Source organism: Domibacillus sp. F004 (assembly GCF_057814295.1).
The window spans coordinates 107,524-128,550 of record NZ_JBVATB010000004.1 but is presented as its reverse complement, the minus strand read 5'-3'; the positions used below and the strand labels follow the sequence as shown (position 1 = coordinate 128,550).

24 protein-coding genes and 5 pseudogenes are annotated in these 21,027 nt (G+C 38.3%); 18 read left to right on the top strand and 11 right to left on the bottom strand.

Features of this window, described 5'->3' with window-relative positions; genetic code table 11:
• Positions 1 to 155 precede the first annotated feature (155 nt).
• Together ACZYRN_RS12205 and ACZYRN_RS12200 are read right to left on the bottom strand one after the other, a co-directional pair.
• Positions 156 to 551: a hypothetical protein gene (locus ACZYRN_RS12205; protein ID WP_488911876.1), complete on the bottom strand. Its 396-nt coding sequence runs from the start codon at positions 549 to 551 to the stop codon at positions 156 to 158.
• Positions 548 to 1,348, bottom strand: a complete 801-nt coding sequence (locus ACZYRN_RS12200; protein WP_488911875.1) for a HipA domain-containing protein — start codon at positions 1,346 to 1,348, stop codon at positions 548 to 550. The genes ACZYRN_RS12205 and ACZYRN_RS12200 overlap by 4 nt, the downstream gene beginning before the upstream one ends.
• An 805-nt stretch (positions 1,349 to 2,153) precedes the next feature.
• On the opposite strand from ACZYRN_RS12200, the gene ACZYRN_RS12195 reads away from it, so the two are divergent.
• The 3 genes and pseudogenes from ACZYRN_RS12195 to ACZYRN_RS12185 all read left to right on the top strand — a co-directional run.
• Positions 2,154 to 2,708, top strand: a complete 555-nt coding sequence (locus ACZYRN_RS12195) for a hypothetical protein (protein ID WP_488911874.1) — start codon at positions 2,154 to 2,156, stop codon at positions 2,706 to 2,708.
• Between the two features lie 116 nt (positions 2,709 to 2,824).
• The gene (locus ACZYRN_RS12190; protein ID WP_488911873.1) at positions 2,825 to 3,163 is read left to right on the top strand and encodes a tyrosine-type recombinase/integrase; all 339 of its coding nucleotides are present in this window, start codon (positions 2,825 to 2,827) and stop codon (positions 3,161 to 3,163) included.
• A gap of 316 nt (positions 3,164 to 3,479) precedes the next feature.
• Positions 3,480 to 4,090: pseudogene (locus ACZYRN_RS12185) on the top strand (PhnE/PtxC family ABC transporter permease); the annotation flags it as partial.
• An 89-nt stretch (positions 4,091 to 4,179) separates the two neighbouring features.
• On the opposite strand, the gene ACZYRN_RS12180 reads toward ACZYRN_RS12185, so the two are convergent.
• Complete coding sequence (locus tag ACZYRN_RS12180; RefSeq protein ID WP_488911872.1) at positions 4,180 to 4,383, bottom strand: hypothetical protein; 204 nt, start codon at positions 4,381 to 4,383, stop codon at positions 4,180 to 4,182.
• 84 nt (positions 4,384 to 4,467) lie between these two features.
• Positions 4,468 to 6,648: an ATP-binding protein gene (locus tag ACZYRN_RS12175; RefSeq protein ID WP_488911871.1), complete on the bottom strand. Its 2,181-nt coding sequence runs from the start codon at positions 6,646 to 6,648 to the stop codon at positions 4,468 to 4,470.
• Positions 6,649 to 6,868: 220 nt separating this feature from the next.
• On the opposite strand from ACZYRN_RS12175, the gene ACZYRN_RS12170 reads away from it, so the two are divergent.
• The 3 genes and pseudogenes from ACZYRN_RS12170 to ACZYRN_RS12160 all read left to right on the top strand — a co-directional run bounded on the left by ACZYRN_RS12170 (position 6,869) and on the right by ACZYRN_RS12160 (position 7,962).
• Positions 6,869 to 7,231: a nuclear transport factor 2 family protein gene (locus ACZYRN_RS12170; RefSeq protein WP_488911870.1), complete on the top strand. Its 363-nt coding sequence runs from the start codon at positions 6,869 to 6,871 to the stop codon at positions 7,229 to 7,231.
• 348 nt (positions 7,232 to 7,579) lie between these two features.
• Positions 7,580 to 7,792: pseudogene (locus tag ACZYRN_RS12165) on the top strand (DUF4275 family protein); the annotation flags it as partial.
• Positions 7,793 to 7,803: 11 nt separating this feature from the next.
• Complete coding sequence (locus tag ACZYRN_RS12160; RefSeq protein ID WP_488912039.1) at positions 7,804 to 7,962, top strand: DinB/UmuC family translesion DNA polymerase; 159 nt, start codon at positions 7,804 to 7,806, stop codon at positions 7,960 to 7,962.
• Between the two features lie 520 nt (positions 7,963 to 8,482).
• On the opposite strand, the gene ACZYRN_RS12155 is transcribed toward ACZYRN_RS12160, so the two are convergent.
• The 3 genes from ACZYRN_RS12155 to ACZYRN_RS12145 all read right to left on the bottom strand — a co-directional run bounded on the left by ACZYRN_RS12155 (position 8,483) and on the right by ACZYRN_RS12145 (position 9,650).
• Entirely contained in the window at positions 8,483 to 8,704 is a 222-nt protein-coding gene (locus tag ACZYRN_RS12155) for a helix-turn-helix domain-containing protein (RefSeq protein WP_488911869.1), read from the bottom strand.
• Positions 8,705 to 8,714: 10 nt separating this feature from the next.
• Entirely contained in the window at positions 8,715 to 9,206 is a 492-nt protein-coding gene (locus tag ACZYRN_RS12150) for a DUF2975 domain-containing protein (RefSeq protein WP_488911868.1), read from the bottom strand.
• A 285-nt stretch (positions 9,207 to 9,491) separates the two neighbouring features.
• Entirely contained in the window at positions 9,492 to 9,650 is a 159-nt protein-coding gene (locus ACZYRN_RS12145) for a hypothetical protein (RefSeq protein WP_488911867.1), read from the bottom strand.
• 102 nt (positions 9,651 to 9,752) lie between these two features.
• On the opposite strand from ACZYRN_RS12145, the gene ACZYRN_RS12140 reads away from it, so the two are divergent.
• A complete protein-coding gene (locus ACZYRN_RS12140; protein WP_488911866.1) occupies positions 9,753 to 9,989 on the top strand; it encodes a hypothetical protein in 237 nt (78 codons plus the stop codon).
• Positions 9,990 to 10,088: 99 nt separating this feature from the next.
• Here the strand turns inward: ACZYRN_RS12140 and ACZYRN_RS12135 are convergent, their stop codons facing one another.
• Together ACZYRN_RS12135 and ACZYRN_RS12130 are read right to left on the bottom strand one after the other, a co-directional pair.
• On the bottom strand, positions 10,089 to 10,781 hold the full coding sequence (locus ACZYRN_RS12135; RefSeq protein ID WP_488911865.1) for an SIMPL domain-containing protein: 693 nt from the start codon (positions 10,779 to 10,781) through the stop codon (positions 10,089 to 10,091).
• A 288-nt stretch (positions 10,782 to 11,069) separates the two neighbouring features.
• Positions 11,070 to 11,250 (bottom strand): annotated as a pseudogene (locus ACZYRN_RS12130) (iron-siderophore ABC transporter substrate-binding protein); the annotation flags it as partial.
• A gap of 109 nt (positions 11,251 to 11,359) precedes the next feature.
• Here ACZYRN_RS12130 and ACZYRN_RS12125 point away from each other — a divergent pair.
• The 3 genes and pseudogenes from ACZYRN_RS12125 to ACZYRN_RS12115 form a co-directional block, all read left to right on the top strand.
• Positions 11,360 to 12,748 (top strand): MFS transporter, encoded by a 1,389-nt coding sequence (locus ACZYRN_RS12125; protein ID WP_488912038.1) that lies wholly within the window; start codon positions 11,360 to 11,362, stop codon positions 12,746 to 12,748.
• Between the two features lie 14 nt (positions 12,749 to 12,762).
• Complete coding sequence (locus tag ACZYRN_RS12120; RefSeq protein ID WP_488911864.1) at positions 12,763 to 13,944, top strand: amidohydrolase; 1,182 nt, start codon at positions 12,763 to 12,765, stop codon at positions 13,942 to 13,944.
• Between the two features lie 186 nt (positions 13,945 to 14,130).
• A pseudogene (locus ACZYRN_RS12115) lies at positions 14,131 to 14,471 on the top strand (IS6 family transposase); the annotation flags it as partial.
• Here the strand turns inward: ACZYRN_RS12115 and ACZYRN_RS12110 are convergent.
• Both ACZYRN_RS12110 and ACZYRN_RS12105 read right to left on the bottom strand, forming a co-directional pair.
• A complete protein-coding gene (locus ACZYRN_RS12110) occupies positions 14,459 to 14,689 on the bottom strand; it encodes a hypothetical protein (RefSeq protein ID WP_488911863.1) in 231 nt (76 codons plus the stop codon). The pseudogene ACZYRN_RS12115 and the gene ACZYRN_RS12110 sit on opposite strands and share 13 nt — an antisense overlap.
• A 117-nt stretch (positions 14,690 to 14,806) precedes the next feature.
• On the bottom strand, positions 14,807 to 15,625 hold the full coding sequence (locus tag ACZYRN_RS12105; protein ID WP_488911862.1) for a mechanosensitive ion channel family protein: 819 nt from the start codon (positions 15,623 to 15,625) through the stop codon (positions 14,807 to 14,809).
• Positions 15,626 to 15,793: 168 nt separating this feature from the next.
• Here ACZYRN_RS12105 and ACZYRN_RS12100 point away from each other — a divergent pair.
• The 8 genes and pseudogenes from ACZYRN_RS12100 to ACZYRN_RS12065 form a co-directional block, all read left to right on the top strand.
• A pseudogene (locus ACZYRN_RS12100) lies at positions 15,794 to 16,066 on the top strand (WapI family immunity protein); the annotation flags it as partial.
• A 452-nt stretch (positions 16,067 to 16,518) separates the two neighbouring features.
• Positions 16,519 to 17,037, top strand: coding sequence for a TetR/AcrR family transcriptional regulator (locus ACZYRN_RS12095; protein WP_488911861.1), 519 nt, complete (start codon positions 16,519 to 16,521; stop codon positions 17,035 to 17,037).
• A 72-nt stretch (positions 17,038 to 17,109) separates the two neighbouring features.
• Positions 17,110 to 18,009 (top strand): hypothetical protein, encoded by a 900-nt coding sequence (locus ACZYRN_RS12090; protein ID WP_488911860.1) that lies wholly within the window; start codon positions 17,110 to 17,112, stop codon positions 18,007 to 18,009.
• A 526-nt stretch (positions 18,010 to 18,535) separates the two neighbouring features.
• On the top strand, positions 18,536 to 18,871 hold the full coding sequence (locus ACZYRN_RS12085; RefSeq protein ID WP_488911859.1) for an ArsR/SmtB family transcription factor: 336 nt from the start codon (positions 18,536 to 18,538) through the stop codon (positions 18,869 to 18,871).
• A gap of 89 nt (positions 18,872 to 18,960) precedes the next feature.
• A complete protein-coding gene (locus ACZYRN_RS12080; RefSeq protein ID WP_488911858.1) occupies positions 18,961 to 19,482 on the top strand; it encodes an SRPBCC family protein in 522 nt (173 codons plus the stop codon).
• Positions 19,483 to 19,623: 141 nt separating this feature from the next.
• Positions 19,624 to 19,794, top strand: coding sequence for a hypothetical protein (locus ACZYRN_RS12075; RefSeq protein ID WP_488911857.1), 171 nt, complete (start codon positions 19,624 to 19,626; stop codon positions 19,792 to 19,794).
• Positions 19,791 to 20,021, top strand: a complete 231-nt coding sequence (locus ACZYRN_RS12070; protein ID WP_488911856.1) for a hypothetical protein — start codon at positions 19,791 to 19,793, stop codon at positions 20,019 to 20,021. Before ACZYRN_RS12075 ends, ACZYRN_RS12070 begins: the two co-directional genes overlap by 4 nt.
• 406 nt (positions 20,022 to 20,427) lie before the next feature.
• Positions 20,428 to 20,784, top strand: a complete 357-nt coding sequence (locus ACZYRN_RS12065; protein ID WP_488911855.1) for a hypothetical protein — start codon at positions 20,428 to 20,430, stop codon at positions 20,782 to 20,784.
• Positions 20,785 to 21,027 lie beyond the last annotated feature (243 nt).

Below are 21,027 nucleotides of genomic sequence, written 5' to 3'. Positions count from 1 at the left end.
ACTGCCTTACCCGTTTCTTCATAAAGACTGGAATGTTCCTTCATTAGAACCAGAGATAAAGTCTTCTAATAAGGTGCATCGTTTTTTAAACGACCTTCGATTATTACCGGCAGAATGAAAGTATTCATGGTTACACTTTATTTCAAAGCTACATTTCATTTCGTTTTTAAATCGGGATAATACTGCTCTTTGCGCAAAGAAACATCCCTGTGGCGCAGATGCTCCTCCCCTTTGAAACGCAGCCAAATTTCATCATCCGCCATCACACCATGCGTTTTGCGTACGATTCCCCAGCGATTATATGCATTCAGGCCAAGTGCTTCTAGCAGCTCATCGGCATTAGCTCTGGTCGGCGGGAAAGTGCGCCACTTTAACCATTTTTCAATTTCCTCACGTGTAATGAACCCTTCCATATTCGGTGAAAATTGTTTGTTAAAGCCCTTTATATAGTTTTTAACATAAGGCTGGTCACTGTTTTTAGGCTTTAAATCCACGCTTGCAATGATGTCATCAAACAGCATCACATCAAATTTCATGTAATCAATCATCATTTTTCACCTTCAATTAACAGTTTTTGAAACACGGGATCATCTAGCTGCATATCTAGAACTTCTTTTGCTCTTCCTAAGTCATAGGGGGATGAGGTGAGTTTTTGGCGCAATTTATCTCTACTAATAAATGGTTCCTCCTCATAGAGACTTAATTGCTTATTAAATGCGCGATTAAACGGTTTTGCTTTCACTTTACGCTTTAAAATTCGAACATCGACGTTCATAGGATAATCTTTTACATCGGATAATAAGCTCAATCCATGATCGAACATGGGTGCAAGCTGCCAGGTGTTTTCTTTGGTGTGATAAAGAAACAAGATGTTATTGGTATGGCGATCTTCATTCAAAATGAATGCATCAAATGCAAGCATTCTTGCCAGCGCTTTTCTGGTATCTAAGCCCGTGAATACGTGAATTTTTTCTGTTAAGGCTTGAAATTTATCCGCGGTTGAATAGTTTCTATTGTCTAAAATATCACCAGTCGATTCAAAATTCGCTTCAAATAAACGTTCTAGTGATACTTCCTGCTTTTGCAGCCCCCTAAAGTCATTCGAGTAGCATCCAATGGATTCATGGCCATCGGGAAATGTTAATAAACACGGTGTATAGGATACATATTCCTCAGAAGAGAGGGTAGAGCAATCTAAAATGAGAGAGGCCACATACTCAGCCAAGTGTTCATACCCTCTTGTATTTTGCTTGATCCATTTCGTCCCGATTAACCATTTGGATTGATCCCCTTTACTCGAAGTACTTTTGATTTCGTTGGCGTCTTCTGGAATAAAAATGCGTTCCATTGATCCACCTCCTAACTTTTAAAAATATGGGTTCCCGGGATAAGCGGACAGATAAGGTTTCTTCTTCTGATTCGATAGCCAGGACACCACGTTGAAACCTAGCCTGACCTTCCTCGATCCGTGATTGGATAAAGCTCGCCAATTCTTCAGATACATCAAAGCATACACAATCTTTCACTAACACAATCAGCCGATCTTCTTCCATATCCATATACATATTGGCTACGTGAGCATATTGATAAAGCAGATCCACGAATTGATAGGTGAGTGAATAGCGGAGGGGGAGTTTCAGCGTTGCATAACCCGGTGTGCCAGTTCGCTTTCCAAACACCACTGGATAATCAGGTTTTAACTTATGTTCATAAATCCCTTCGTTATAGGAGAGCGTTTGTCCTGTTTTCGGGACGATAAAATACCAATCCCCTAATCCTTCACGGAACAGCCGTGCTTCCTGTATAGAAGAGGACGAAAATCGCTAAAAAATGGCTTCATTGCTCGTTACTCTATTAATGCATTGCTGATTTTTGTGTGCATATTGTTCCCTCATATTGATTTGTTTTATCAATAAATAAATATAAGCATTTATCCTTAACTTTCACACAGTTTGTTTAATAATTGTAGTATATCTAAATTGATTAATTTAAATAATTAACAGGATTAGTATTAATTACTATATATTATAATATTTTTTAATTAAAATATATTATAACAAGTGAAACAAATACTATATTTTTTTACTAGAATTAATAATTTTATAAATTTATGAAGTAAATCAACTAAACAAAAAAGAAAGGATGAGATGAAGATGAAGATTATTTCATTAATGGAAATAGAAATGAACTTAATTCCAGACGATCGGCAGGGATATATAGCAGATTTGGTGCAGCGGATGGATCAGGCGGAAAAGGAGAAGAAAGAGGCGTTCTATTATTTGAATGACCGCGATGTCCTCCATTATTTTTTATACCGGAACACAAACCTCAATGAAGCAGCCAACCGATCGGACCGGACGATTCGGGAATATGAACTGGAACTCGAGCAGATGATCCGAAACTTGTTACAGTACACCGAAGAAATCCGGCTAGACATTGAGGATATCGTCGAAGGTTCTCTGTTCAAAAGCCTTTCGCCTCGTCATGTGCGCCGCTATCAGATATGGCTGGCAGAATCCAGTCCGTATGTGAAAGAGAATGGACCGTATTCACCGGCTACACTGTCACGAAAAACGGTTGTTCTCAAAAGCTTTTTCCGTTTTCTCTATGAAAAGCGGTATATCAAGGAACCGCTTCATGAGAGTCTGTTGTCCTCCACTGTACGGAAAGATGCCCGACCGAACCGCGACCTGTGCCGAGTGAAGTGATTCAGCTACTGGACTACTTTCACAATGCCGGCAATCTCATTGTATTCAGCCTGATCCACGTGTTAGTGGGCACCGGTCTGTGAAACGATGAACTGTGCCGACTAAAAGTGTCCGATGTGCGGTTTGATCCGATTCTCGGCGGTTTTTATCTGCATGTGATGGGAAAAGGGAACAAGGAGAGGGATATACCGCTAAAGGAAAAGGTCATGGACAGCATTGTTTTATACCGAAAAGCACGGTTTCTGTCAGCCGCTTTTCCAGATGGAAGCGATGAACCGCTTTTTCCAAACAGCAGGCACAAAGCGTTCCGTCCACCTTATTTCTCTACCTTTCTCGGCAATGCGATAGAGAAGGTGCCACTCCGTTCCATTCAAGCACGGACAAACCGGATCACGCCGCATGTGTTCCGACACAGCTTTGCGATCATCAGCTATCTTAACGGAGTAGATATTTAAGCAATCATGCGGGCGCTTGGCCATGAACAGATTGAAACGACGATGATTTATTTACAGAAGATCATGGATCGGGAACAGCATGCTATTCATAAATGGAATCAGAACACGTTAGGTCGGTATATATAATAGAAGAAACACGTCAAAATGAGACCGTTTTTTATCAAAGGAGGGTAAAGTTTAGATATCAATTAAAAAAGAAGGGATGGACTTAAGTCAATAATCTGGACACAAAAAAATTAAGTCTTAAGCTGTTTTTCTAATTTGATCCTTAATGGCTTGCAGTGCTTGGTAGCTGCCGATACTGCTATCGCTTCTTTCATTTGGCCATACTATTTATCAAGTATTTGTAACACTCGGGCTTGCCTTTTTAACCACTTTGTTTGGCGCGATCATTGCTGTCCTTTTTGGATTGCTGGCAGCTGTGAACCTGTCATCAAAACGGGTTTCGGTAATGATAAAGGGAATGGTTGCTTTTATTAGAGCGGTGCCGACTGTGCTATGGTTGCTGATATTCACGGTTGCCGCCGGTTTAGGAGCCCAGCTGCAGTAATTGGCATGACCTTTCATTCCATCGGCTACTAAATCAAGGCGTATTCAGAGTCATTCGAAAAATTGGATCAAGGAGTGATTGAAGCCCTGCAGGCAAGCGGCGCCAATTGGTGGCAAATTGTCTTTCAAGCGGTCATTCCTTCATCCATCACTTATATGATTTCCTAGACGTTCCTCCGCTTTCAAATTAACTTTGCGGTAGCAATCGCCACGGGAGCAGCTGCAGGAGCCGGAGGAATCAGGTACGACATGTTCATGGCTAGCAGCTTTTATTTGGATATCGGGGAAATCGGAACCATCACCTATTTTATCCTTGCTGTTGCCATTACTCTTGAAATTGTTGCGATAACAATAAAGAGGAAGCTGAAGGCGCTGTAGGGATCGAACTGCATAAACAAAAACTCCTGCTATCGAATCAATAGCGGGAGTTTTTATATGAACCTTCAGCAAGTGTGCCGGCAGCTTTTTCAAGAAACGAAAAAGCTGCTTACAACAAATAATACAGCTGCTATTACTCCTCCAGTAGCTGAGACCTTCAATTTATAGCGGGCATAGTCAACAAGGTCCATATCCAAAATGGAGGCAGTCGTAATGGTCGTATCTCCAAGATTTAAAGATGATTTGCACCTGTCCCTAAGTTTTGCACCAGAACCATGGGCATCTTTAAACATTTCGCATTTCGTCGCACATGCTTCACAAATACCTTGCTATGCTCAGCAACAAGGTTATCCTGTAGCACCTACTCTTTCTCCAATCTACAGAGCCCTATCTGCCTTACTTAATTGGTTGTGATAAGCCGGGAACTGGATGAAGAAGCATGTCCCTTTTTCGACCTCACTTGTTACTCTTATCTGTCCATTCATCCCCTTTACAGTACTAAAGGCCACCATCATCCCAAGTCCAGTTCCGTTTTTTTGTCCCTTTGTTGAAAAATAGGGCTCGCCTAGTCGATTTAACTGTGTGGGTGTCATGCCTATGCCTGTATCCCGTATCTCAATTTGGATACCGATATCACTGGAGATAAGATGCAGGTGCAGTTCTCCTCCATTTGGCATGGCTTCTATGCCATTTTTGAGGATATTAACCAAACATTGTTGAAGTTTTTTTCTTTCTCCCCTAATAAAGTGATCTGACTGGTGGCTATAAGATAAGCTGATTTGAACAGCATTCATATTAGATAGAGGGGTGATGATTTTAATTGTAGACTGTACTACCTCCAAAACGTCTACTTTTTCAACTATGACAGGTGCCGGTTTGGCAAACGTTAAATAGTGATTGATGATTTCCGTGGCGCGATCGATCTCCTGTATTACGATCTCCAAGTATGGTTTTCCCTTTTGCATCGCTACATCTTCAGATAGTAGCTGGATAAATCCCCTCGCTGTTGTGAGTGGATTCCTTACCTCGTGAGACATGCTGGCTGCTAGGTGGCTGACAATCTCCAGTTTCTCCGATTTTCGCACGAGCTCCTCTGTTCTTTTTCTGTCCGTGACATCTTCGTAAATCCCAAAAATGCCAATCACTTTTTTGTCAGCTAAAACCGGAACAAACGTGACCATATAGTTGACACAGGAGTGTTCCTCCACTTCAATCGTCGTTTCAAAACTTTGGGGTGCCCCTTGAAGGGCTTTTTCAAAATAGTGAGTTGGATACGATTGATCCAACTGAGTAATCGACAGTTCTTTCTGCTCATTTATAAGATTTGTTTTAAAGCGGTTTACCTGTAGATACTCTCCCTCCGAGTCAAATAAAACAATGGTATGCGGATGGTTTTCAAAAAGAGACCGATACCGTTGTTCACTTTCTATGAGCTTCTTTTTTGTTTTTTCTAATTGATGCGTTCTGTTTCCGACGATCTCTTCCAAATGATTATTTAAATAAGACAGTTCTTCATTTTTTATTATTACTTGGGCTGTCCTTTCCTTCACCTTGTCTTCCAATGTCTCATTTAATTTCACTACATTTTCTAATATTCTGTCATTTTCACGTAGGATAATAAGGTGCCTGGCCATCATAAGTACCAATATAACGGTAAGACCTGTAAATATACTTTTTAATTCAGTGCCATTATAAAAACCTAATATAATAAGTATCACTACACTAATGTAAGGAATAATAAGTCGATTTACCTTGGTTACTCCCCGTTTTTCTTCGTTCTTTTTTTCTGTCTCTTCTTCAAAAAAACTGGATAATCCCATGAGGGCTAAAGAGATACTCCATAACGGTTCCGCTAAAGAAGGAGAGTATTCCAAATTATAAAATACTGACTGATAAAGCCAAGGAGGAGCAAAAATGAGATAGATGAAAAATGTGCTTAAATGTAAGATAAATACTTTATGAGGGAATAATTTTTGGTAGAATACATAGACAAAAATAATTCCCAGTAAGATGCATAAGTAACCAAAAGAGTAACTAAAAGAAACAATACTAGGCAATACGGTTAATGATATTTCAAAAAAGACGGGTTTAAGCAAATATATCCAGCAAACTGTGAGGAAAAACGTTACTACGATACATGCTTCAAACCATAGCTGCCACAGGCGATACTTTTCTTTGTCTGTGTACACTCGATAAAGCACGGCGAATAAAAATAACCCCAAATTTATAAACCAAAGCAGATCCGACCATCTAGGGAAAGGGGGTAACGTTCTTGAAAGAAGTTCGCATGTCCATACTAATTCCGCTAGGAAAAAAATAAAACAGTTGAACATTAATAGGATCCAATACTTCTTTCTTTGTCCTTTAATTCTTTGAATATTTATATAGATAAAAAGGGCTGCCATGATAGGGGCAATCAGTGAGAATACGCTCCCTTCAAAGTCAAAGTCATTTAGTTTTTCATCCCCCTTAAAGTAAAAAAACCAGAAAGAGTATGCTAGCGAATATACAATGACCATAAATGTAGTAATTTTTATTCGATTGTTGTAAAAAATCATCTATTCATCTCTCCATAATTATTTATGTAATTAACAAAAAATAATTTTCCATAGAATTATTTTATAATTATATATGGAATGAGCTAAAAGTCAATGTAAATTTACATATTATACCTAAAATACAAAAATAAAACAAGAGTTTCTTCCTGTTTTTAATATAAAAAGCTTTGGTGCAAATATAGTATGATCTTGAAAGAATAGTAAAAAAGAGGTGTGGAAAATGGAAAGTGAATTTTCTTTAAAAGAGCACTTGCAACAACATGAAGAGAACTTGTTAAAATCTGAGATACGTACATCACGAAAAGAACTTACAAAATTGCTTGCAGATGAATTTTTTGAATTTGGAAGTTCAGGTCACGTCTGGTATAAAAAAGATGGCATTAGTGATGAAGGTATTGGTGTAGTAAAGATGACCTTATATGATTTTGACATATACCAGTTATCAAGCGACACAGTCTTAGCTACCTATCGAACATCTAATGAAGAAACAATGCAGCATACACTGCGTAGTTCAATATGGAAATTTAGAGATAAAAGATGGCAAATGTTTTTTCACCAAGGAACAAAAACAAAATCTCGGTGAACTAACTAAAGTACTAATTCGGTTTTTAGCTGAAAATCAACAATGATACTTAAAAGAGCTTAAAAATAAGAAGGTTATGCAATAACTTTTTAAACATTTTATTTAATTTTCATACTCAACAGTTTCGGTCTACTACCTAGATATGGATTCATTTTATTTTTTTGAATAATTGTCTAAAAGGTACACCTTTGCGATGTTTCTGTTATTCAACTAACGGGACAGGTTAGTAAAAAATTAAAAAGAAAGTGAGGAATAAAAATGGGGAAGATTGACTTGTTGAAAGATAAAGGGGCCCTAATTACTGAATTGGAAAATAAAGGGGAAGAACTGTGAGGACAGTGGGAAGAGGCATTCGTCAAGCACCTCAGCAAGTCCCAAAAAAGCAAAATTCACTTTAATCAATATCTTTGGCATGTGTTTAGTTTCGAAAAAATAGCCTGCTTAGAAAGCCAAGATGCCATTGACGCATTTAATAAATTAAAGAAAAATGAATGCTATATTTTTTATCAAGGTGATGAAAATGCTTTAATGACACAGAATGCAAACAGGGTTAAGGCAGAAGATATTACAAACTGCCGCGCGCGACAAATACAACAGCTGAACTTGCGGACCACTTTGTGCGGCTGTTTAAGCAGTATTGGAATCAGCAGCCGGTGCGCCAAATTCACGTTGTATGCAGCAAGCTCCAGCAGGCCGGACACGAGCAAATGGACCTTTTCACCCCGCCGTAATTGGACGAACGGCGGCATATTTTGGATGAAACGATTGATGAAATACGCGACCGGTTTGGCAAGGATGCGATCTTCCGTGCCTACAGTCTGATGAGGGGCGGAACGTATCTTCAGCGTGCCGGGCATGTGGGGGGGCATAAGGGAAGTTCAACATAACTGAGCAAATCTGTGCGGTTCCTTTCTGAAAGGTATTCAAGCAGGTTTAAACCTGTTGTGTGCCAACCAGATCGATTTCTACTGTGCCTTATGCAAAGCAAAGCTTCATACGGTGTGCCTCTATAAAGGCCATATTTGAAAAAAGGATAAAGCCTGAGCCTCTGCAAATTTTGCTGCAGAGGCTTAAGTGAGATTCATTAAATGCCATTATTTTCCTGTTTATTTTACCACGGGAAGTTTCGTTCGCTTCATGTTTCTTATTGTTTGATGGGGCATTCTTGAGTGCTTGAATACGCCTGCCAGCAAATGAGAAATCAAAAAATTTGTTTCGATGGCCTTCACCATGTTAAATATCCCTGCTTTATTATCCTTGAGCATTTTCGTCGCTTTTGTATTCTAAAAGATCTCCCGGCTGACAATCTAACGCCTTACAAATCGCCTCTAAAGTGGATAATCGTATCGCTTTTGCCTTTCCGTTTTTCAAGATCGAAAGGTTTGCCATTGTGATTCCAACTCTCTCCGACAGTTCTGTTACACTCATTTTCCTTTTCGCCAGCATCACATCAATATTGATTATTATGGCCATTGTTTTCACCTCAGACTATTAAGTCATTTTCTGATTTTATATCGATGGCTTCTTGTAAAAGTCTTTGAAGAACAGCAGCGAAGACTGCAATCACCATTGAAGCAAAGATAGGGACCATTCCGACTAATGCAAGACCCGGTGCGTCATCTGTCTGCGCCATGATAAAGACGAATGGCAGGGCTACTACATACAAGCCACTGATTATGAGGGCACAGTTTTTGATATTCTTTAGAGCCCTTACAGATAATTTCGAGAAAGCCTTGTTCTTGTCAATATAGCTTAAAAGTTTAAATGCTTGATACAGAGCCATGTAAAACGGTACCGCCGAAACATACATAACCATTAAAATGCCATATACTACAAAAGCCACATCTGCGCCTCTTTCTGCTGCCTCATTTGCTTCATTCGTTATCTGCGGCAACCAAAATAGACACAAAGCAAGAACTGGAATTCCCATAAGAATAACAGCTATTTTTAAAAAGAGTGTTGATCCTTGTTTCATAAAAAACACCTCACCTATTTATTGATAATTTGATTTTAATACATCATTTATCGTATTACAACAAATTATTATTCTTTTATACTGTATTTTTATTGTTATAAAAATATTCCTTTTTAGTAAAAGAAATACTTCAAAATGACGGTGTACGGGATTACGATAGAATCTATGTACGAAACAAGGCTTTTGTAACAGATCTATATTCCGAAACAACTTTTACATCATTTGTACTTGATAAGTATGTACAGCACATTTTATTTAGCTAAAGCGTCCGTTTAGAATGCTTTTTTAATGAATAATAGATTTTTTTATTACCTTTAAATCAAAACGCTGTGAGGGGCTTCCAGGACATTCTATAATGAAAGACGCGGACGCTGGTGAAACGGACGACGTGAAAATTGCTCCTGCTGCTAATGCTGCAACTAATACACTTAATGGTTTTTTCATGGATATTTTCTCCTTTATTCTTATCCACCCTTCTTTTTGTGGCCTTCATTAAAACACTTTACGGTATTATAGGTATTCACCTAAGAATATTAGGATATTTTCATGCTGCTATTAATGATGCCTTTTTCGGATGGGATACGTCCAAATCAATATAAAAAGAACATATCCACCGTATTGTTTACCCCACGTTTTCCTTCCTGCCCTTCTGCCCAATCTCGTTTATATGCCGGAGTACATTTTCAAGCAGGTAATAATGAAGGCTTAAGATTAGGCAGACAGATTGAAGAGATTGTCGTAGTACTAAGGACACGAAATATGAGATTAATATGGCAGATCTAAGATACATAGGATAGTCCTAAAACTCCAAATAGCCCTTTAGAAAAAACAAACCGATATAACAAGCCTTTTCTAGGACTGTTATATCGGTTTGTTACATTTTTAAAAATATTCAAAAATGGCTGTTATCTTTGCATTAAATGTAAGTTCTCCAGGTTGTATTGGTGGTCCAAGCGCCGAATAATGGGAAGTCCTTTGCGCATAAAATGTTGGCTGACTGCTTACTTCTGTTATTTTCTGAGGAACACTATTTAAAAAGACTCCTAGGGTTTTAGCAATTTGTTGAGCCTTTTCCCGAGCGTCATTAACCGCCATGGATAATACTTGACGATAATATAAGTCTGATTGTGAGTGTTGAAACTCGGGGCTTTCAGTGTGATTTGCCCCATTTCTAATAGCGATATCATATATCATTCCGATTTTTGAAATTTCTACTACAGTTATTTGAAGAAAATGCCGTACTTCATACCCTCTAAAAACTGATTTTCCTTCAACCACATCATACCTTGGATTAACTGAATAAACAGTTGTTTTTATATCATCTTGTTCAATACCTGCTTGTTTTAGAGCTGTAATTAATCGATTTGAATTTAATGAATTTTCTTGTTGCGCTGCTTGTATATTTACATTTTCTGTTATCATCCCTATGGTTAACATTGCTTGGTCTGGTTTTACTGTTACATTTGCGTTCCCTTCTATGGTCATGGTTTTGTTATTTTGATTTCTATAAGATTGATCGGTATATGAAAAATAACCATAGCCTCTTAATCCTATAGGCTGCGCCTTATATTGCATCCGATGTTCACCCTCCTAACTTAATGATATTGTCTAATATATGTAAGGAAAACCTCGTAGCAATATGCCAATGCCCTTCTACTGTAATTATTTTTGACATACTATCACATCTCAAAATCCTACCACTTTGCATTAAACTAAGTATAGTTTCCTGTAAGTATATCAGTACCTAAAAGCACAAAGACCGACGCTTAAATGAATTAAAAGCTGTTTCCTGAATAGGAATGGCTTTTGCTATTAATTAACACAATCGGATGACTCAATTATGCTAGAAGGGATCTTATTTTCTTCCATATCAAGACCATCGGTATCCTGGAATATATTAGGTTCATCTACGTCAAGTTCCTCGAGCTTTTTAGCTGTCCAAGGCAAAAAAGTCGCTGTCATCCTGAACGCCGTAATTCGCTGCAGAGAAGCCTACAGGGACAACTCCGAGGGCGAGAGCAACATCATGAATAGCCCATTGGACTTTAAAGATGATTTGCAACTGTCTTGAAGTTTTTGCACCAGAACCTTTATGCATAGATATTAGTAGCTCTGTAAAGAATGAATTAAGCAATAAAAATAAAGGAGAGCAAATTATGACAACCGCCTATAAAGGTACAAATAAATTGATTACAGGGATTGTATTTGGGGTAATAACATTTTGGCTTTTTGCTCAAGCAATGGTCAACGTAGTTCCCGCAGTTCAAAAGGATTTAGGAGTTTCTTCCGGAACAGTAAACATTGCAATTAGTTTAACAGCACTTTTCTCGGGTATTTTTATCGTCGCTGCAGGTGGTCTTGCCGATAAAATTGGTCGGAAGAAAATAACGAATATCGGACTAATATTAAGTATCATTGGTTCACTTTGTTTAGTTTTAGCAAATGGTTCAACATTACTCATTATTGGTCGGATCATTCAAGGTTTATCGGCTGCTTGTATTATGCCTGCAACGATTGCCTTGATGAAAGACTATTTTGAAGGGGCTGAACGTCAACGAGCACTTAGTTACTGGTCAATTGGTTCTTGGGGTGGTTCTGGTGTTTGTTCGTTATTAGGTGGAGCTATCGCAACATATATGGGATGGAAGTGGATTTTCATCTTCTCCATTATCTTTGCAATTCTTGCATTGTGGTTAATAAAAGACACACCTGAAAGTAAGGCAAAGCAAACTGGTAATTCGAAATTTGATATTCGGGGTCTAATTGTTTTCATTATAACAATGTTAGCATTGAATATTTTCATCACACAAGGTGCTGAAATTGGTTGGACAAACTGGATTACTATCGTACTGTTAGTTGTCGCAGTAATTGGTGCGATTGTCTTTATAAAAGTTGAAAATGGTAAATCGAATGCGCTAATCGATTTTGGATTATTTAAAAACGCGCCATACACTGGTGCAACAGTTTCAAACTTCTTACTCAATGCTGTTGCCGGAACGCTTGTTGTTGCGAATACATATGTACAAGAAGGAAGAGGTTTTACATCTTTTCAATCGGGTATGCTTTCCATCGGTTATCTAATTGCTGTACTTGCAATGATTCGTGTTGGAGAAAAGATTCTTCAAAAAATTGGTGCGAAAAAACCAATGCTTTGGGGTACAACTTTGACGCTTATCGGTGTTGGGATGATGGGCTTAACATTCTTACCAGACGTAGCTTACACAGTCGTTGTAATTATAGGATTCGCTTTGTTCGGTTTAGGATTAGGGATCTATGCAACACCATCTACAGACACCGCGGTTTCGAATGCACCTGGCGATAAAATTGGTGCAGCATCGGGTATTTATAAAATGGCAAGTTCCCTCGGTTCTGCTTTCGGGGTTGCGATTTCTGCGACTGTATATGCGATGATCGCAGACAAAAGTGGGGTAGATGCAGCGGCAACTGGAGGTATTATTGCCAATATAATTTTCGCAGTTATCGCATTGTTATCAATTATCTTCATGGTTCCAAATAATGCTGGTAAAAGTGAAGTTAAATAAGGAGTGTTTTAGTTATGAAAGAAAAATTAATGGAAATGTTGGATGAACGTAAAGATGAAATGATTCAAATTCGCCGTTTTTTACATGAACATCCTGAATTATCATTTAAAGAAGAAAAAACGGCTCAATATATTGCTGACTTTTACAAAGGAAAAGACGTCGATGTACAAACAAATGTCGGAAATGGTTACGGAATTATTGTAACAATAGTAGGTGGGAAACCTGGAAAAACAATGGGATTGCGCGCAGATTTTGACGCTCTTCCAATTGTAGAAGAAACGCATGTGCCGTTCAAGTCGAAAAATGAAGGTGTCATGCATGGATGCGGACATGATGGTCATACAGCATATTTGTTAATTCTTGCAGATTGTTTAATTCAACTGAAATCAGAACTATCCGGAACCATTAAAATAATCCATCAGCATGCTGAAGAGGTTCCACCAGGTGGAGCAAAAAGTATTGTAGAATCTGGACTGTTGGATGATTTAGATGAAGTGTATGGAATTCACTTACTACCAATTGCCCCTGCTGGGATGGTTGGTTACAATAAAGGCTATGTTTTCAATGGACGGGCATACATGAAGTTGAAAATACAAGGCCGAGGTGGACATGGATCATCGCCTCACTTAGCAAATGATGCAATTGTTGCGGGTGCTCATTTTGTAACCGCAGTTCAAACCATTATAAGCCGCCGATTAAGTCCATTTGACATTGGAGTAATTACAATTGGATCGTTTGATGGAGCAGGTACATTTAATGTGATAAAAGATAGCGTAGAGCTTGAAGGTGATATCCGTTACATGACTGTTGAAACGAAAGAAACGATTGAACGAGAAGTAAAACGTCTTGTCAAAGGACTTGAAGCAGAGTTCGATGTAAGTTGTGAACTTACGTATACACCAGATTATCCACCATTATACAATAATCCTGAACTTACAGAAAAAGTGGCTGAAGCACTTAAAAATGCGAATGTGAAAGAAATTACAGAGGTAAAAGAAGTGCCACCAATGGCGCCTTCCGAAGATTTTGCTTACTATGCTGAAAAATTCCCTGCTTGTTTCTTTTATATTGCGTGTACACCAAAAGGCGTTGAAAAACCATATTTCAACCACCATCCAAAATTTGATATCGACGAAGATGCACTCCTAGTTGCAGCAAAAGCCGTTGGACAAGTTGTTTGTAGTATGCAGGAATAAAACATGAGAGTCGTTCAAAGAACACTTTTTGAACGACTTCTTTGTAGTTTTAGCTTTTGAAGAAAATTCGGTAATTTATAGGTAAGCGTCAAATAATACTTAGTTGCTTCGCCAAAGGCACTTTTCGGTAGCGCTTTTGTAGCTTGTATAGGAAGCCACTCTGAAAAAGCATCCAGCACTGGCTGAAATGTGGTAGAGATGATGGAAGAACGGGGCTTATCGATGGCTCACACAACGATTATGCGTTGGGTTCAGCAATATAGCCCGGAATTAGATGAAAGAGTACGGCGTCATCTTCGACCAACAAATGACTCTTGGAGAGTCGACGAAACGTATATCAAAGTAAAAGGTCAATGGATGTACTTATATCGTGCAGTGGACTCCAAAGGAAACACGATTATTTTTACCTAAGCAAAACAAGAAATCACAAGGCTGCAAAGCGATTCTTCGAGAAAGCTTTGCAGTCTTTTCATCATTCTGAGCCTCGTGTCGTGACAGTCGATAAGAATCCGGCTTACCCTATAGCATGCATATCGGCCCATTGAAAAGTATGAGATCCCGACAAGGCTTCATAAGTCGGATTCGCTTCTACATCCCCGAAAAACGTTTCGAATGTACTCACATCCACTGATTGTGTTGTTCCATCCTCGTAGGTTTCAAGAAGAATGAAATCAACCTCGCCTTGATCTGTATACCCCTTAAACATCAAACCTGCTTCATTTAATGACAAATATAATTGATTCATACTTTAACTTCCTATAATCCCATTAACTGTACTCAAAGTCTCTAATGAATACCTTATACAAAACTAGTTTACATAAAACTAAAAAGCAAGAGATGTGAACTCTTGCCTTTTATGATTTTAATGGCTTGTGTTGAGGCTCTCTCCCGCCTTCAAGTCGTACTTGTAGACAGCCATCGCCAGTTCATACCTCACCTTTTTGCCCGCTTCCACGAAATCCGCTTCCTTCACAAGACCTGATAATGCATACCTGTGACCTCTGAAATCCACGTTCAGTTCGGTGATTTGGTTGAATTTGAAATTCTCCACGGGAACGCCGTGCTCATCCTTCAACAGGTATTCCCAGTATTTCTCGTTGCATGTTTGTGCCACTTCCTCCATCACTTTAAAGGCATCGTCCGGATTTTGCCTATAGTTGAGGACAAGGCTTTCGCTCACCCGGTGCCTTCCCCGGTTCCCGTTCTGAAGTTCCGTGATGTTGCTATAGGAGACCGTATAGAGGTATCCGTCATATTGGCGGATCTTCAGGTGGCGCATGCTGATTTCCTCAATTTTCCCCTGACGGTTTCCATTGATGATGACATAATCCCCGTGATGGATCTGGCGCTCAAACAAGTAGGTCAGCCCCATAATGTAATCGCGGATGATATGCTGGAGGATCAATGCCAAGGCACCTGCTACCACGACCGAACCAGTGATAAATTTTGTCAGGTTAAAGAAATGGCTAAGCACATAAATAAAGAAGATCACCAGTCCCAATACTTTTGTCACTTGGTTGGCGAAATGCATCAATGTCTCTTCCCGCTTTTCATCCAAGAAGCTCGTTTTGTCAAAGAAGAGCTTGATGGATTTGCGGATCAAATAAACCGTAAGTATAATCAGCAGTGCCACCGTTAAAATTTTTAAGGGCAGCTGCTGGAACAGTCCCAAGAAAAACACCCTATCAACCCCCACTTTTTTTACACTATACCAAAGGAATGCGGATAATTTGTCTAAAAGAAAGATAAACAAAACCAATGCTTAGTTAATAAACACTATGTCCACACAGGCACTTATCTTATTCAACAGTGGACCGAAATTATTGAGTAAAAGACTTTTTCGACAACTGGTGAGGTATATGAGTTTTATGAGCAATTAGAAAGGTGTTATCGTGAATTAAAAGGAGAGGCTACCTTTTGGAATTCCGAAGCTAATCTTAAGATAGATATTAAATTTAACAGGTTAGGTCAAATCATCATACAAGGTTATTTTAAGGAACAAACACATCAAGGTAACGAGCTACAATTTGAAATTGAAAGTGACCAAAGTTTTTTAGCAACCACCTTACAACAATTAAAGAAATTTGTTGACCATTATGGTGATTTAAAAGGTCTAAAGTAACAGTATTTCCCTTATTGTGCTAACGGGTGCTTTAGTTGAAGAAGGAATAAAGCAAAGGACCAAACATCTTAACCGGTTCTCCTTAGGGAGAGAAATAAAAAATAATATAGAAGTAAATGGCATCGTTAAAAGGGGAGATAAACAATGAGGTTATGTATTGAAAATTCGGAAAACCTAAATCCTTTTTATTTAGACGAGTTATTATCATTTATAAAAAAATATGATATTTTATTAATATTTGGAGTTATTATGTGTGTAAACCAAGATGTTAGCATAACGGATATTAAGAAATTTCCCATTATTAATGGTAACGAACATTATTGGGATAGCGAGTACAATAAATTAGATAGGCCGGTCTAAAATATTTTAAGGAATTATTGACAAAGGAACTAATCTTAGATATCTTTTATTTATTGATCAATAAATAAATTTCTAAAAGGATGGTAAATGTATTGGCAGTCCGAGAAGATAAACAAGAAATCATTATCGAAAAAGCAGTAAGTGTTTTCGCGGAAAGGGGGTATTATAAAGCAACGACTGCAATGATTGCAAAGGAAGCTGGAGTGACACAGCCCTATGTGTTTCATTTCTTTGCAAACAAGGAGGAATTATTCAAGGCAGTCATTGATCGTGCGTTCGAAAGGATTTATGACACATTTGCAAAAACTAATGCTCCAGCCGATCAATTAATCGAAACAATGGGTCATGCATTTGAGCAAATCATCCAAACACATCGTGATGAGGTACTGATGGTGATGCAGGCACATGCAATTTCAGATGAGGGCATTCGAGAACATGTACGAAATTTGTTTAAAACGATCTTTGATTCCTTAGCACTGAAATTTGAAAGAGCAGGGATACCTGATGCCAAAAGTACAGCAGCTCATTTTATTGGAACAGGATTATTAATTACGGTTGCAGAAGTATTGGATTTGCCGCAATTAACAAAGGGAATTGGTGATGATTGTTAGAAAAAGGATACTATCCTTTTTTTAAGTATCAATTTATTAATTGATAAATAAATAAAAAGGGAGGGATTACTAATGAAAACATATCAAAATGTTGAAAAATCTACTAAGCTTTTTCAAGGTGAAAAAAGTCTGGTCATTACAGGTCTTATGGGATTTATCCTTGCTGCAGGCATTGCCGTATACATCTTTTTCCAAGGACCTATTATTGGAACAGAAGGAAATGTAAAAGATGCATTTTCCTTTAATGCTGCGATTGGAATGTTTCTGCTTTCAATAGCTGCCATTTTACCACTTACAAGATTTAAAGCAGGTACAAGGAAAGCGGTACGCTGGTTTTTTATTATCGCGACTATATATTCATTTGCCATTGAAACCATTCAAAACTTCCGAGGCTTGAACCCGCGATTTTCTCAAGAAGGTTCGCTCATTGATACAATCGGAGGCATGTTTTTTGGTGTTGTTTCGTTAGTGCTTGTAACTTTAACGATATTGCTCACAATCCATTTCTTGCGGATGAGAGCGCCTTTTAATCGGCCATTGCTCATTATTGGAGTCCGCTATGCCTTTCTCTCCATTTTAGCAGCCAATTTTGTGGGAATCTGGATGATTTTGCTTCAAAGCCGGTTTACAGGGGATGCTGGAAATCTCATTGTCCTTCATGGCATAGGATTCCATGCACTTCAAACACTGATCGTTCCAGCCTGGCTTTTAGAAAAAATTCACTTGAATGAGCGCTATAAAAAGCTGCTAATCCATTCCAGCAGTATCGCCTGGATGCTTATGATCGGGATGATAGGTATCCAAACGGCATTAGGACGCACCGTTTTTGAACTAACGACACTGCCAATTCTGGCGGGGCTATTATTGCTAACTTGGGTGGGAACAGTAATCATTGCAGGTGTTTTTTTTATAAAGCAAAGAAGAGGTCGTACTCTTTCAACTGATAAGCTTCCTTTAGTAAAAGTGAAATAAAATGGAGAACCCTGCCATTTTGTTAAGCCGTTCTCTTTTGAAGTACCCGCATAGGAAAAAGCAAATATAAAAGCAGTGTATTTTTCACAACTGAAAATCGCACTGCTTTTAGCATTTTGATGAGCAAATATTTGCTGAAATTATCAAAGGAATTGTCCGCACTTGATTTTATAAAAGAAAGTTGGCAAGGTGAAGGATTTGTTATGGATTTTACACCTCCAATAAACACTATGATTTTTGGAAGTATGCAAGCTGCTAATTCAGAATGAAAAACTACTTATTAGGAGACATTTAGGTTTGAGTTAGTTAATGACAAGATTTATTTGTACACAGTAACTCTTGGAAAAGATAGTGGAACTTACATATCGTCAAAAGCTAATTTAAACAAACAAGGTTCAGCTCGGTGTCAAAACGCCTTCCCAATATTCCTTGACGAGAATATTCCTTTGTGTGTATATTTTAATCATACAGAAGATTATATGCATTATGAACGTTGAAGATTTATGAATAAGGGTGGGTTCCAACTATGGATATAACAACATTGAGCGCTCTTGCCGAACCCAATCGCTTAAAAATGGTGGAATTACTGAAAGAAGGACCGCTTACTGTAGGAGAAATTGCCGATCGGTTAGCTATACGACAGCCTCAAGCATCGAAACACCTTCGTGTACTAAGCGAGGCAGGAATCGTTGAAGTTGAAGTAGATGCCAACCGGCGCATCTATAGACTGAAGCCGCAGCCATTTGAAATTTTAGATGCATGGCTGGATTCTTATCGTCATCTTTGGGAAGAAAGGTTCGATCGTTTGGATGCGTATTTGGAAGAGATGAAAGCTGAAATGAGCAATAAAAAAGACGTTTGATGGAGGAAATCAATGCCAGACATTTGAGCGGCTTGCAGAACAATTAGCTTTGATGGATGATCCAATAATAAACTTAGGAGGTAATTAATATGACAACTCAATCAAACAGCTTGACTTCGTATACAGAGGGGAAAGTTCTGGTAGTGGAACGTACATTTAATGCAACACGTGAACTTGTCTTTAAAGCTTTCTCAGAATCAGAGCGATTAGAAAAATGGTGGGGACCACAAGGATGGAAGACCGAGAATCTTCAATTTGAATTTAAGCCCGATGGCGTTTGGCATTACTGCATGACCTGTTTAGATGAAGGGCAGGGGGACTTTTATGGTCAGAAGTCTTGTGGAAAAGGAATCTATCATGAAATCGTCGAACCTGAGAAGATTGTCTATACAGATTTATTTGTTGATGATCAAGGAAATGCGATTCAAGGTATGCCAGAATTATTGATTACAATGAATTTCGTTGAGCAGGAAGGGAAGACAATGGTTATTACCCGTACTGAATTCGCTTCCGAGGAAGCGCTCCAGCAAGTAGTAGAAATGGGTGTGGTCCAAGGCGTATCGTCCCAATACGAACGCTTGGATGCTTTGTTGGAAGAACAATCAGCTTAACTATTATAAAGATAAATTTTTGGCTCCAGCATAATGGCAGTCCTCTTACGGAAGTACTGACAAAGCGATGAGTATGGTGAATCCTCAGTTCAAGAGGCAGGAGGCAGTGCCTATCTATTCGGTAGTTCTTCCGGGGCAGTTTTGGCTCTCGAAGCAGCCAATCAATTAGTGAATAGAGTTTTAAAGCTCTTTTTGTACGAACCACCATTCATTATTAATGAAGGGCGTACACCGGTACCGTCTGACTATGTAAAGCAATTGATCCAGTTTGTAGAAACAAACCAGCGAAGCAACGCAGATGAATTCTTATGACCCAGGCAGTTGGTGTGCCAAGCGAATTTGTTGAATATAGGAAAGCAGATCCTTCATGGAAGGTGATGGAAGGAATGGCGTATACATTCATATATGATGGTATGATTATAGGAAATACCCAATCAGGTCAATCTCTTCCTATCGACCGTTGGGATTTCCGTCTTCCAACATGTGTTATGGCGGGTGAAAACAGCAAAATATTCTTCCTTGATGCCGCTAATCGTTAGTCGATCAATTATCTCAAGATACATTCCTTACACTTACCGGACAGGATCATTCGACTGTTGCAATGGCACCTAATGATTTAGCAACCGTAAATACTGATTTTTTTCAATACTCTACTATTGCAAATTAAAAATTACGCTGCCAAGTCTCAGAGCTGTAATCGCTTTGAGACTTTAATTTTGGTTTATTAGTCGTTCTTTATTAAAATATGACTTTTATACTTCCGAGTCATTTACAAGACCAACTTGGACTTAAAGGAAAAGAGCTGTCAAACCAACTAAGAATTTTTGGCTAAGCTCTTCTTTTCAAAAACAACAAAGTTTTAAAAAAACAGCGTTTACTAATGAGGCAGGCTAGTTGAACAAGGAATTAAGGAAATTAAAGATATTAAGGGAGGGGTATAGGGAGATGAATATGAGAATTGTTTATTTAGCATTATTTACTATACTTTTAGTAGCTGGCTGTTCAAATAATCAAGATGATGTGAATGTTACAAATAAAGATAGTTATGACGATGCAAGGAAATCTGCTTGGAATTTCGTGAAAGAAAAAGGTTGGGATGATACTGCTAAAGAAAATTGGCAAAGTGCGAACATCACGAAAAAAATTGCTGATAATAACTATGAATTGCTTGATAACACTTATCAGGGAAAAGAAGTGTTATTCGTTTTATTTGAAGATAAAGAAAATGTGGTAGTTGGTACACCGCCGATACTCATTGATCCCGATACCAATAAAGTAATTGGCTATATGCCTGGTGAATAAATAATCCTTGTTAAACTAATGGGCGTTGGCTTAACGAGGAATAATCAAAAGGACCTCGCGGAGTTCTTTTTTTGCTGAAAAATCAATATTGCCGTTTAATAAAGCTTTTGCTTTAAAAGACAATTAATAGCGTTTCTTTAGTAGGACTTTCTGAAAACTGATAGATATCTTTAATCAACAGTACGTTCATACAGGTAAGTAGTATTAACCTTAGCTTAGGAAGCATTAGACCGATACTATTGA